Below are 13,007 nucleotides of genomic sequence, written 5' to 3'. Positions count from 1 at the left end.
TATAGTGACTGTTACTAAACCTTTCACTTATTCAGCAACAGGTTTTTCAGTCTCATCATGCTGATTTTGCTCACCATCTGTCCCATCATAGGAGTCAGCAAGGCCATTATCAAGCAGGAATTGATGCAGGCTGGACTCTTTGCCGTTTAATTCAACTTTGTCATTTGAATAGTTGAAGTTAAGGCCAAGAACATCGTCTTTATCGGTGATGAACTTTTCGCCGCCTTTGGCAATCATCTGAACGGATAGCGTTGCCTGAGCTTCAGCGGTCGCCTTATCCTTACCATCTAATTCATCTGCCTGTGCGATGGACTCTATCAACATAGCCTTAGGTATATTGATGCGCAGTGACAAATCTTGAACCAGAGTACGGATCATCTCTTCAGGAGGCATGGTATTCAGAGTATCTTTATTTTCAGGGATGTTTTGCAAGGCGAGTTTGAAATCTACCATGCTTTCACCCTTGCTGTTTTTCCAACTGAAAGGCGAAATACTGAGCTGCGGGCTTTTATTAAAGAGCAGGTGTGCATTATTGAGAATAGCGTAGGTTGTTACATCAGATGACAACTCGTTGGAAGAGAGCGCTTCTGCTACATCATCATTGTAGGCTTGAGTGAATTTACGTACTGATGGGCCATCTAACTTTTCCATCTTCAGGGTAAACTTACCTGAACCCAAGTTGATGTTTTTAACTATCATCCCATCAACACTGTAAGCCAGCTTGATGTTTAGGTTATTTTTATCTTCGGACAAATCAGATGCGATATTGAACCCTTTCAGGGACGATTCTTCATTATTTTTCCCACGAACGGTAATTTCGCCAATGTTATAGTTCTGATTGCCGATATAGAAATCGAAATTCCCTTTTTTATTATCCCCTGTAAAATTAATGTCTTTCAGGATGATCGCTTCATTTTTTGCAGGAGTAGTGATAGACAGCTCGTCACTCTTAATCTTAAATGAGAATGAACTTAAATCACGGCTGGTTTCAGCAACGATTTTAGCTCCTGAGAATGAGAAAACGTTTTTTTCTCCATCTTTCTGTGCTTCTTCATGATTAATAGGAATTAGCTCTATGTCGGTTGAAAGGTTTCCCGTATAACCAACACTGGTATTTAAGTTCAGCAACGACTTCCCGTCGGTAATATCAAACAGTTTTTCCAGCTCTTTATTTTTTTCAAGTTCAGCATGAAGAGTTGCCATTTTAGGCATCAGATTGAACTTTTTCAGGTTTTCAAGCGGGAACGGCCCGTGATCAATGTTGGATTTGAAGATGACTTCTTCATTTGGCTCAATACCAACATTTTTCACACCTTTTTTGATGTTTAATACTAAATTGACATCAGAGCTGAAAATGCCGCGTTTGAAATCTTTTGCCTGTAATTCGATACCGCTGTCAGGAAATGCATTTTTCAGTTCACTGTTGGCGTTCTTGACATATTCATTCAAATTATCTTCGATTTTCTTACCTGTGAGCCATGATGCACCACTCCACACAACACCTAGTGCAACAACAACACTTACAGCTACTAACGATTTTTTCATGTAGAAATCCCATCCTTTTTAACGCATATGAAACGATAAATATTATGCGTTTTGTATTTATGTCAATAATGGTTGTTAAGTGTATAGCCTATCTAAAATATTTTTAATCGGTTTCTACCAAAAATTTTCTTTTTCACCGATGAAGATAGATGCAACCATTTGAATATAAGGCAATTAATTGTATACCTTGGCTACTTTTCCATTGCCTTGAACAATCACGGCTTGTTCTATAGCAGATAAGAAAACTGATTCACCTGAGAATAGTCTCAATTGCTGTTTATCAGTGCTGATGACCACTTGGCCTTCAAAACAAAAAAGTATTGACGCGGAATCATTCGCCAAAGTGATTGGCTGTTCCTGAACAGCATAAACAGAAAAGCAAAAGTCATTGACGGGAACAGGATAATTCAGTGCGCCTTTTTCCTGTTTTGGGAGCGTCAGCAAAGTATCGGCAGATTTGGGTATAAAGTCCAGATTAGCCATTAATTCTGGTACATCGATATGTTTACTGGTTAAACCGGCACGCAGGACATTGTCAGAATTTGCCATAACTTCAAGCGCCACACCTTCAAGGTAAGCATGGGGAGTGCGAGCGTAAAGGAACATGGCCTGCCCGGGCTTTAACTCAACGATATTCAACAGAAGCGGTGAAAACAGACCGTTATCATCGGGATAGAAAGCGGTCATTTTTCTGATGGTATCCCACGGTTCTCCTTGATTGCTGTTTAGCGCAGACTTTAAGACGGCAATAGCCAAATGTTTTTGTTCTCCTTGCATGTTCAATAACTGAGAAAAGAGAAACGACAGCGTTTTCTCAGTTGGATGCTGGAGGAATGTCTGAATATCAGGATGTGCAGCGGAAACCGAAGCCAATAATCGTGTTATTTCTGCTAAAGGGCGAAACGCATTCATGGCCTTGAACGGCGTCAGAGCATACACTAATTCAGGTTTGTGATTATCATCTTTATAATTGCGCTGCGCTGAATCTACAGGTATCCCTGCTGAATTTTCTTTTGCAAACCCGATTTCCGCAGATCTTTTATCTGGATGTACTTGGATAGACAACGGCTGTGCGGCGCACAATACCTTGAACAAAAAAGGCAGGCGCTGAAATTGATGTGCAGTTTTCTCTCCAAGGTGTTTTTCTGGCTCTTTGGCTATCAGGGCATCCAACGTGATTGTTTCGCCGGTTTGGGGATCTGTCACCAATGAACTGCTCTTCGGGTGCGCTCCCATCCATAGTTCTGCCATTGGCTGATTATCAGGGTTATCTATGCCGTAAATATCCGTCAGTGCGGTTTTACTCCCCCAATCATAGTGTTGAATGTTGTTAATCATTTTCAGCATGGCGTAATTTCCTGTAATAAAAAATAACTTATTTATATGACAACAATACAATAAACACGGTTAGGTCGCATTATCGATAACGAATTTATGGCATTATGGAGAAATGCCGACTAATTTATCTGCAAAGTTTGTTCCGGCGTATTCAATTATTCTGTTTGCTAAGGAGATAGTAATGGCAGCCACTCGCATTGAAAAAGACTCAATGGGACCTATCGAAGTACCTGCTGACCAATTATGGGGAGCGCAAACTCAGCGCTCACTGGAGCATTTCCGCATTTCTCAGGAAAAAATGCCTGTTGCATTGATTCATGCTCTTGCATTAACTAAACAAGCAGCTGCAAGTGTCAACATGGATTTGGGCCTTTTGCCTAAAGAGCGTGCTGATGCAATTATCGCTGCCGCAAAAGAGGTGTTAGACGGCAAACACCCAACAGAATTCCCTCTTGCTATTTGGCAGACCGGTTCTGGTACGCAAAGCAACATGAACATGAATGAAGTGTTGGCGAACCGTGGTAGTGAGATCCTTGGCGGTCAAAGGGGTAATGAGCGTTTGATTCACCCTAATGATGACGTTAATAAAAGTCAAAGCTCAAATGACGTATTCCCAACAGCAATGCATGTTGCTGCTGTTATCGCAATACGTGAACATCTTCTGCCTGAACTGAATGTGCTGCAAAAAACATTGGCAGATAAAGCAGAATCATTTAAGCACATTGTAAAAATTGGTCGTACTCACTTACAAGATGCAACTCCTCTGACTTTAGGTCAGGAAATTTCAGGTTGGGCCGCTATGCTGGCATATAATCTGAAACATATTGAAGATAGCGTTCCTCATGTGTGTGAATTGGCTCTGGGTGGCACCGCTGTAGGTACGGGTCTGAATACTCATCCTGAATATGCCGTTCGCGTTGCGAAGAAAATCGCAGAATTATCAGGTCAGCCTTTTGTAACTTCACCTAACAAATTTGAAGCACTGGCAACCTGTGATGCACTGGTTCATTCACATGGCGCATTGAAAGGTCTGGCAGCATCGCTGATGAAGATTGCTAACGATGTACGTTGGTTGGCTTCAGGCCCTCGTTGCGGCATTGGTGAAATCTCCATTCCTGAAAACGAGCCAGGCAGTTCAATCATGCCAGGTAAAGTGAACCCAACTCAGTGCGAAGCGATGACAATGCTGTGTGCCCAAGTGATGGGTAACGATGTTGCCATCAATATTGGTGGTGCATCTGGCAACTTCGAACTGAACGTGTTCCGTCCTATGGTTATCCATAACTTCCTGCAATCTGTGCGTTTGCTGGCGGATGGTATGCGCAGCTTCAATGAGCATTGTGCGATTGGTATCGAACCTAATCATGATCGTATCACTCAATTGCTGAACGAATCTCTGATGCTGGTAACTGCATTGAATACGCATATTGGATACGATAAAGCCGCTGAGATTGCCAAGAAAGCCCACAAAGAAGGGTTGACTCTGAAACAGTCTGCAATGCAGTTAGGGTATCTGACTGAAGCTGAATTTGATGAGTGGGTTCGCCCTGAAGACATGGTTGGTAGCATGAAGTAACTTTGATGGTTTGATGGTCAAGTTACACCATGAAAGCCGGAGTATAATTTACTCCGGTTTTTTTATGTCTTATACACTTCGTCATCTTTCAAACAGCCTGCGCTCACTCACCCCGGTCGCCGTTTTTATAAACATACGGCTAGCTATGCATCCGGGGATGGGATGTTCTCCCTTGCCGCCGCGATGTAATTTGAAATCCATTGTGTATAGATTTATCGAACAATTAGATTTCTCGATAAAGATGCAAGCGGGGAATCACCAGCTCAAGCGGTTTGGCTTTAGGCTTATATCTATGCTTTATCGCGTTGGCATTATAATTTGGTAACGTGCCGATCTTAGGTTTAATTTCGCTCTCTTCTGTATAGAAGACTATAACGGGAAGAGGGCAAGCATATTGAACTTGTTTTTGTAGTTCTGAATACCACACACGGGTAATGGGTTGAACTTTTACTGGCCGTTTTATTTTTAACACGACATCATCGGGAAGTTTTTGGATATCGGTAATTTCTAACTCCACCAGTGCTGACCATTGCTCGCTGGAGTAGGGCGGGACAGCCCGGCCAGCGTTATAACTTTTTTCCAGTCGCTCTAGGATTTGTTGTTTAGTGACTTTATTAATAATGTTTTTATTGGCCCAACCAAAGTTGATGGAATCAGGATTCAGCAGGGGGGTAATAGTACGATAAGCATTGAGAGTAATTAAACCTCGTAAATGATTATGAACAAATTCAAACCGTTGTTCTTTGCTGATACCTGACTCTTTCGTGACGATGTTTTCCAGCTCAGTTTTTAGTTGATTTACCTCATTGATCACTTCGATGGCTTTTTTATATTGCTGGTGGCTGACGGAAAAACATAATGCTCCGGGAAGACGGCTTGCAGCCTTGCTGCTGATATTAGGATTGTTGTGATGTATAAATAGCTTTTGATAGAAGCGTAATCCTAAGTCGAGTGCTTCATTGCCTTGCAGGGGATCGACGATAATTTCTGTTATTTGCTCATGTTCTTCACCTTTTTCGATCTGCGGTAATTTAAATACCCGTGCATCAATAATAGGATAAAGAGTCAATAACTCGATGAGTTCAGACAACTTTTCTTCCTGCTTTTTGAAACACGTTGTCATTGATTCTATTGAAAAGTATTTATTCATTGCTGTTCTCACCAGTGATGCTTATTGCCTTTTTAACGACAATAGTTTATTAGTTACAACATACCGTTCTCTGTACAGTATAAACACACAACATCAGAACCTCTACAACTAATCAAAAAAAGCTAAATAAGTAGCAATAAAAAAGGGCATCTATTGCCCTAGAATTCGACTTTATGGTAAAAATTTAAATTATAAATAATTAATCAAAAAAGCAAGGTAAGGTTAAACATAAGAAATACTTTTCACTTATTTTTTCATTCTAAATGGTCGTATATTAGAATGAGTTAGACTACAAGGTAGTGCAATATGAAAAAAATAGTCAAACCAGTGAATTCCTTTAAAAAGGTTATCGAGACATTATTGCCATATTCCGAATTAATCACGCCTGATTTGCTCACACAAGGGAGATTAATTAAAATTGAGAATGAATTTGCTAAGTTTTTTTTATTAGATCATGGTTATGTAAATTTGCACAGAATAAATGATGATTTAATCATATCGACGATTTTTTCACCTTATATTATTGGTCTCTCTTTCTATCCTGGTGCGGAAGCCTATTATTCCATTGAAATGGGTTTGCATTGCAAAATGTATCAAATTCCTAGAGTTACTGCATTAAACTCTATCAAGAAACACGACCTGTACAGAGAGTGGATGAGGATAGTTTCGTACAAAATATCTTTTATGTATGCTAGGGATGTAAGTATCTTCAGGCATAACGCAAAAGAAGTTGTGTGCAATCTGTTATCTCGTTTGATGGCTTTACCGGATGAATTTAGAGAAAGTATTTCTGCTATAAAATATATTGAGAAACGATGTACTCTTTCCCGAAGTTGCATACAGCGAATATTATTTTCGCTAAAAAAAGAAGGGTGTATAGAAATTACAAATGGCTATTTAACAAAAGTTCTCGTATTGCCTGAACAATCTTATTATTGAAATATAAGGTAAATTTTAAATATTGCTAACTTGATTGGTTAATTATTGATCTTTAATTTTGGTTTGTAAAATGAAAAAAATGAATCCCATCAGCTCACCAACATAGTTATAAATGCAGGCGTAGTTATAAATGTCGGTGAGCTGATTTAACTGACTTTCTATTTATTGCTATTTTTTAGTTGTTGCTTTTCTAATTTATTGAGTTTGAATCCTAAATAAAGCGCGATTATTGTTAATAATGAAATAAAAGCTGCAACACCATTCCATGAAAAATGAAGCCAAAATATACCACCTACCGTGCCGGCAATGCTTGATCCAACATAATAACCAAATAGATACAGCGAAGATGCTTGTGCTTTTGCCTGTTTTGCCCGCTGTCCTACCCATCCACTGGCAACAGAGTGGGCAGCAAAAAAACCGGTAGTCAAGATCATCATTCCGAACATCACAATCCAAATAGAGGAAAAAACAGTAAATACGCAGCCTATCAACATCATACTGATGGCAACTAATAATACCTTTCCGCGTCCATACCTACTTGTCAATTTTCCTGCTTTGGCCGCACTGTAAGTTCCTGTTAAATAGACGATGGATAGCAACCCAACCACTGTCTGGCTAAAGTGATAAGGTGCTGCTAATAGCCGATAAGCAATGTAATTAAACATTGTGATAAAACTACCCATCAACAAAAAAGATTCAGCAAAGAGCAAGGGCAAGCCCTTATCGCGAAAATGTAGCTTTAAATTGATAAGCAGCGTTTTGGGGTTTATTGGGCTGGGCTTAAAATTTTTGGATTCAGGTAACATCCGCCAAAATACGACGGCAGACAACAAGGCAAAAGTTCCCAATAAAATAACAGCAAATTGCCAAGGAAAATGATCTGCAATCACGCCAGTGACCAATCGTCCACTCATACCTCCGAATGAATTGCCACTAATATAAAGCCCAATGGATAAGGCCGCATAGCTGGGGTGTATTTCTTCACTTAAGTAAGTCATTGCAACGGCGGCCACCCCACTGACTGATAAACCGATTAATGCACGGATCAGCAGAATGCCATTCCAACTGGTCACAACGGCACTTAAAAGCGTAAAGATAGCTGCGGAAATCAACGAGATTACCATGACATTTTTACGGCCAACTGCATCAGATAGCGGGCCGGTGATCAATAATCCGAGAGCCAACATCCCAGTTGAGAGTGATAAAGCTAAACTACTGCTGGCAGGGGAAACGTTAAATTCCTCCGACAAGATCGGCAATATTGGTTGAACAAAATAGAGTATCGCAAAGGTAGCCAGACCAACTGCAAAGAATGATAGAGTGACACGCAGGTATGCAGCATCTTCACGTTGAATGTAGCGCTGTCCGTTTCGGTATTCCTGATGTATCGTGGTTTCAACATGACTTTCAACGTCAGGGACTGCTGATTTTTTACTGACGTTTCGGGTTATATTCACGTTATTTCCTTATTTATTTCTATACAAAAATGTTAACAACTTGATTTAGATCAAGAATAGAAATTCATAAATATTTTGTCTAATATATTAATAGTTAGGAATGATACTTTTAAGATATCAATCGAGTGATAGATTATGGCTGCTAATATAGAACTGAGGCACTTGCGTTATTTTATTGCTGTTGCTGAAGAGTTGCACTTTGGGCGCGCTGCAGAACGGTTAAATATGTCACAACCACCACTAAGCCAACAGATTCAGTCTCTTGAAGCAAGCATTAACGCTCAACTACTGGTTCGTGATAACCGAAATGTTAGTTTGACACCTGCCGGGCATATGTTTCTTCAGGAAGCACACCAAATCATTGCTCAAGTCGAGGCAGCAGCAACAAAGGCTGCTCGAATGCAACAAGGTGAATTAGGTGAGATATCTATAGGTTTCACATCCACCACACCTTTCATGCATAAAGTAACGCTTAGCCTGCGCCAATTCCGGGAGCTTTATCCTGATGTAAGTATTCATATGCACCAAATGAATACCAAACAACAAATAGCACCTTTGCAAACCGGCAGGTTAGATATAGGGATTATGCGTAATACGCGACTGCCAGATAACTTAGAGCATCAGTTACTTTTTCGAGAACGCTTCATGCTGGCGGTATATGATGGCCATCCTTTGCTTGAATATGCGGAAAATGGCGTTGATTTGGCCATGTTGTCTGAGTATCCGTTAGTATTCTTTGAGCGTGATGTGGGAACCGCTTTATATGATGAGATCATTTCTCTACTGGCAAATGCAGGTGTGACGCCAACAATTTCTCAGGAGGCAGGAGAGGCGATGACAATCCTTGGTTTAGTTGCCGCAGGATTAGGGGTAAGCATTATCACAGAATCTTTTACCCGAATGAAGCTGGATGGCGTTCAATATCTGCCTTTAACCAATAACACCGTTTATTCTGAAGTGTGGTTAGTTAGGCATAAGAATCACCATAACAATGGTGCTGCGGCTGATAATTTAACAAATCTTTTAATCTCAAACATTTTTGCTTTCAAAGAAGGGAAATGAAACTCACTCATCCGTCGTAACAATAAATAAGTTCGTGTGAAAGATCACATTTCTGTGCCAAATGGATATCTTCTCACTTAAACAGCGACATAATCATCAATGATTTTTTCGCGGAGTGAATTAAATCGTGGGAGGCACGAATAGTGAGAAGCGAGGTGAGTGTCGATATCCAGCCAAGTCATATTGACCAGATTAAGCAAACTAACATCGGTTTAGTTTATCGGCTGATTGATCAATATGAACCTATCTCGCGTATTGCTCTGTCTAAAAGAGCCCAGTTAGCGCCTGCCAGCATTACAAAAATTACACGAGAACTCATAGATGCTCATTTAGTTAAAGAAACCGAATTTCCTGAACTCGGTTTTCGCGGGCGTCCGGCTATTGGGTTAAAGATAGATAGCGAAGGGTGGCAGTTTTTGTGTATACGCATCAATAAAGGAAGCCTTGTCATTGGGCTACGAGATTTGAGCAGTAATCTGGTGGCAGAAGATGAACAGCTTTTTTCTGTGTCTCAAAATGAATCTTTCTTGGATAGCTTCGCTGATAAGATAGATAACTTCTTCCTCCGTCATCAATCTCATCTAGAACGTCTTACTGCTATTAGCATTACAATAAATGCAATTGTCGATCCTATAAATGGGGTAATCCATAGTTCCCCAGACTATAACGTAAAAGATATTCCTCTTGGCGCGTTCTTGCATCAGCGTACGGGGCTGCCGATTTTTCTGCAACATGGCATTACAGCATGGACAATTGCTGAATCTCTATATGGCGCGGGAAAGCATTGTCAAAATCTTATCCATCTCGTCATTGATGATCATGTCGGTGCTGGGATTATGACAGCAGGTCAAATTCTTCATGCAGGAAACCACAGTGTTGTAGAAATAGGGCACATACAAATCGATCCTGACGGCGAACCTTGTTATTGTGGAAATATAGGCTGCCTTGAAACGGTTGTGGGCCTCAAACCTATTTTAGAAAAAGCGCGCGAGCTGGCAAAAAGTCGCCCTGATTCCTTTATCAATACGATTATCAATGAGACCGGCACCGATAATATTGAGTCATTGACCATAGATTCACTTTGCTTGGCCGCCATTAATGGTGATGCCTTGGCCAGCGAAATTATCCATGGAATAGGGGAAAAAATTGGGCGGATTATGGCGATAATCGTCAATATCTTTAATCCAGAACGGATATTGATTGGCTCGCCGCTGAACAAGGCGCAACATATCCTTTACCCTGCAATTCAGCAACAAATTGCACAGCGCTCACTTCCCGGTTATAGCCAGCAAGTTGATATTGTGGCAGCTCAATTTGATAACAGCGGTACACTTCCTGCGGCAGCGTCGATTAAGCAAGCTCTATATAGTGGCGAACTCTTGCTTGAACTTATGCAAGGATAAAGGACAAAGACAATACATATCAGGCAAAACATTGAGCTAACGCAATCCCTATCTTAACCACATCTCCTACACTCTAGACTTGCTCGCTGAACGAGTAACCGGTCAATCTGTTTTGTTATTACGGAAAACGGAAAAGTGAATTTATGTTAACGCGCTTATTTGTTACAGGCACAGATACCAACATTGGTAAAACAGTTGTTACTCGCGCATTATTGCAAGTTTTTAATCGTGAAGGAGCAACTGCGGTAGGGTATAAACCTATTGCAACAGAGAAACAAGAAACACCGGAGGGAATACGTAATCGTGATGCCTTAGTCATACATAAATCTTCACCGGTTCATGTAGCTTATGAAGAAATCAACCCTATGATTTGGGAAAGCAATTGCGATGCAAAGAATAAGGCTGATTTTATTCAAATGACAAAAGGCCTTAAAAATTTGGGCAATAAAGCAGATCGCGTCATTATTGAAGGTAACGGCGGTTGGCGTATGTTACTTGACGATGAGACGTTTTATTCTGATTGGGTTATACAAGAAAAACTCCCGGTTATCTTAGTTGTTGGGATTCAGGCGGGATGCGTCAATCATGCCATATTAACGGCTCAATCTATCATTAATGATGGCGTTCCTTTGGCTGGTTGGATTGCAAATCGGATTAACCCTGGCTTAGCGCATTATGCTAAGACATTGGATAGGTTACGGTGTCACATTCCAGCTCCGCAAGTGGGAGAGATTCCTTACCTTTTAAGGCCAGAAGAACGAGATTTATCTTGTTATCTGGATGTTTCTGCTATATCAGCATTTGATAATAGATCTTTTAGTCTCTAAACAAGACAATAAAAAAGGGAGCAAACAAATGCTCCCTTTTTTTAATAAGTGGCCATAACGGCGTAATACGAATGCAATACTACTTTTGATGCTACTCTTGGTTTTTCTTACCATCAGCAAGAGTCGAGGCCTGAGTATTGGCCGTATTGGAATGCGTAAAACGAGTGTAAACTATCTTTTGCTTGCCGAGACCACAGTGACCAACTACTTTACCATCACTTATGGCTTGGTCTTTCGGAACAATTTCAAGTTTAAAATCCGTTTCTGCTACGCCATTTTTAATGATTTTTTGCGCTATTTCTTCTTTCAGGCTTTCACAAGTTGTCTTTTGTGACGCTTGCGCTGCAAGGGGAGAAAGCACAAAAAATAACGCCCCAGTCAGTAAGATCTTTTTCACCATCATCTCCTTATTTTGATGTAGGTGCCAAGTCTATCACGGTTTGATTGGGCGACCTGTATTAATATCTAGGCAACGTCTTGTATTGGGTTCCCAGTACGCATTAATATTGGCGCTTTGCAAACAATCCTCTCGATTATCTGTTGCTACCTCGTACTTATCAAATTCTTTCTCTCTTCGGTTGTCTATTTTTTGACGTAATTTCCTTTGTTCATTCCATTTTTCTTTGCTTTGGCGAGCCTTTTCCTTGCTCATCGAATTCTCACCACCATTAATGGTTACGCAAGTGCTATCTGATGAGCAAGGCGCAGAGAATGCCGGCGCTTGCCAAAGGAACGACAACACTAGAGCAATAGCGGAAACCGTTTTAACAATTAAGGAACTATATGCGCTCATGTTTGAACCTCTTTCATTGTGCCATTAACAAAGATGTGCCATTGAATAATACTAGGTCATTTCCTTAAACCTTATTGATTTCTATACACACTTAAACCTGCAAATGACTGACAGACGGGCATCATTTCCAACGTATTGATATTGACGCGGGAAGGGAGGGTGGCAACCCAAAATACGGCATCGGCAATATCCTCAGCAGTAAGTGCATCAGCCCCTTCGTATGTCTTGCCAACTTTTTCCTCATTACCTTTAAAGCGTACATTAGAAAATTCTGTTCCGCCTACAAGACCTGGTTCAATATCAGTGACTCGAATATTTTTACCGTGTAAATCAGCTCGCAACCCTAAGCTAAATTGTTTGACAAACGCTTTGGTTGCGCCATAAACGTTGCCACCGGCATAAGGCCAATTTGCTGCTGTGGAGCCAATATTAATAATATGACCACGGTTAACTTGAACCATGTTAGGCAATAGAGCTCGTGTCATATTGACTAATCCTTTAGTATTGGTATCGATCATATTTTCCCAATCATCTGGATTAGCTTGATGGGCAGGCTCTAGCCCCAAAGCAAGACCGGCATTATTCACAAGAATATCTACATTACGCAATGAATCAGGTAATTGTTGAATGACATTCTCAATGGCGGCACGATCTCTCACATCAAGCTGAATGGGGTGGAATTTCTCACCCAACTCTGCTTTCAAGGCATCTAATCTCTCTTTTCGACGCCCTGTAGCAATAACTTCGGAACCATGTTCAATAAACTTTCTTGCAATTGCTTCACCAAAACCGGAAGTAGCCCCTGTCACAAAAACGATCATAACTGTCCTCTTAATCTGTGAATTGTTATCGTTAGTTTTTACATTTTTTAAAAAATTATTTCCTTCTAGTCAAGAAAACTTTTTCCCAAGATAAAT

The 13,007-nt window shown here is 40.5% G+C and carries 12 protein-coding genes; 5 read left to right on the top strand and 7 right to left on the bottom strand.

Annotation, left to right across the window (positions count from 1 at the left end):
- Positions 1-27 precede the first annotated feature (27 nt).
- Together BM100_RS05780 and manA are read right to left on the bottom strand one after the other, a co-directional pair.
- Positions 28-1,545 (bottom strand): YdgA family protein, encoded by a 1,518-nt coding sequence (locus BM100_RS05780; protein WP_092508833.1) that lies wholly within the window; start codon positions 1,543-1,545, stop codon positions 28-30.
- A gap of 174 nt (positions 1,546-1,719) precedes the next feature.
- Positions 1,720-2,892, bottom strand: coding sequence for a mannose-6-phosphate isomerase (manA, locus tag BM100_RS05775; RefSeq protein ID WP_092508831.1), 1,173 nt, complete (start codon positions 2,890-2,892; stop codon positions 1,720-1,722).
- A 172-nt stretch (positions 2,893-3,064) separates the two neighbouring features.
- Between manA and fumC the strand changes: the two genes are divergently transcribed.
- Positions 3,065-4,459: a class II fumarate hydratase gene (fumC, locus tag BM100_RS05770; protein ID WP_092508829.1), complete on the top strand. Its 1,395-nt coding sequence runs from the start codon at positions 3,065-3,067 to the stop codon at positions 4,457-4,459.
- Between the two features lie 223 nt (positions 4,460-4,682).
- Here the strand turns inward: fumC and tus are convergent, their stop codons facing one another.
- On the bottom strand, positions 4,683-5,609 hold the full coding sequence (tus, locus tag BM100_RS05765; protein ID WP_092508827.1) for a DNA replication terminus site-binding protein: 927 nt from the start codon (positions 5,607-5,609) through the stop codon (positions 4,683-4,685).
- A gap of 306 nt (positions 5,610-5,915) precedes the next feature.
- On the opposite strand from tus, the gene BM100_RS05760 reads away from it, so the two are divergent.
- On the top strand, positions 5,916-6,548 hold the full coding sequence (locus tag BM100_RS05760; RefSeq protein WP_092508825.1) for a helix-turn-helix domain-containing protein: 633 nt from the start codon (positions 5,916-5,918) through the stop codon (positions 6,546-6,548).
- Between the two features lie 158 nt (positions 6,549-6,706).
- On the opposite strand, the gene BM100_RS05755 is transcribed toward BM100_RS05760, so the two are convergent.
- On the bottom strand, positions 6,707-8,005 hold the full coding sequence (locus BM100_RS05755; protein ID WP_092508823.1) for an MFS transporter: 1,299 nt from the start codon (positions 8,003-8,005) through the stop codon (positions 6,707-6,709).
- Positions 8,006-8,140: 135 nt separating this feature from the next.
- Here BM100_RS05755 and BM100_RS05750 point away from each other — a divergent pair, with 135 nt between their 5' ends.
- From BM100_RS05750 to bioD, 3 genes are all read left to right on the top strand, one after another.
- Complete coding sequence (locus BM100_RS05750) at positions 8,141-9,067, top strand: LysR family transcriptional regulator (protein ID WP_092508821.1); 927 nt, start codon at positions 8,141-8,143, stop codon at positions 9,065-9,067.
- A gap of 155 nt (positions 9,068-9,222) precedes the next feature.
- Positions 9,223-10,470 (top strand): sugar metabolism global transcriptional regulator Mlc, encoded by a 1,248-nt coding sequence (gene mlc, locus BM100_RS05745; protein ID WP_092509052.1) that lies wholly within the window; start codon positions 9,223-9,225, stop codon positions 10,468-10,470.
- A 143-nt stretch (positions 10,471-10,613) separates the two neighbouring features.
- A complete protein-coding gene (gene bioD / locus BM100_RS05740; protein ID WP_092508819.1) occupies positions 10,614-11,297 on the top strand; it encodes a dethiobiotin synthase in 684 nt (227 codons plus the stop codon).
- A 91-nt stretch (positions 11,298-11,388) separates the two neighbouring features.
- Here bioD and BM100_RS05735 read toward each other — a convergent pair whose 3' ends face one another.
- The 3 genes from BM100_RS05735 to ydfG all read right to left on the bottom strand — a co-directional run bounded on the left by BM100_RS05735 (position 11,389) and on the right by ydfG (position 12,911).
- On the bottom strand, positions 11,389-11,697 hold the full coding sequence (locus BM100_RS05735) for a DUF1161 domain-containing protein (RefSeq protein ID WP_422645293.1): 309 nt from the start codon (positions 11,695-11,697) through the stop codon (positions 11,389-11,391).
- A 33-nt stretch (positions 11,698-11,730) separates the two neighbouring features.
- On the bottom strand, positions 11,731-12,090 hold the full coding sequence (locus BM100_RS05730) for a DUF1283 family protein (RefSeq protein ID WP_092508818.1): 360 nt from the start codon (positions 12,088-12,090) through the stop codon (positions 11,731-11,733).
- A 71-nt stretch (positions 12,091-12,161) separates the two neighbouring features.
- Entirely contained in the window at positions 12,162-12,911 is a 750-nt protein-coding gene (gene ydfG / locus BM100_RS05725; protein ID WP_092508816.1) for a bifunctional NADP-dependent 3-hydroxy acid dehydrogenase/3-hydroxypropionate dehydrogenase YdfG, read from the bottom strand.
- Between the last annotated feature and the right edge of the window lie 96 nt (positions 12,912-13,007).

The organism is Xenorhabdus mauleonii (assembly GCF_900113945.1).
GTDB lineage: Bacteria > Pseudomonadota > Gammaproteobacteria > Enterobacterales > Enterobacteriaceae > Xenorhabdus > Xenorhabdus mauleonii.
Note: the sequence above shows the minus strand (reverse complement) of the source record. Positions and strands in the feature narration are given on the sequence as shown.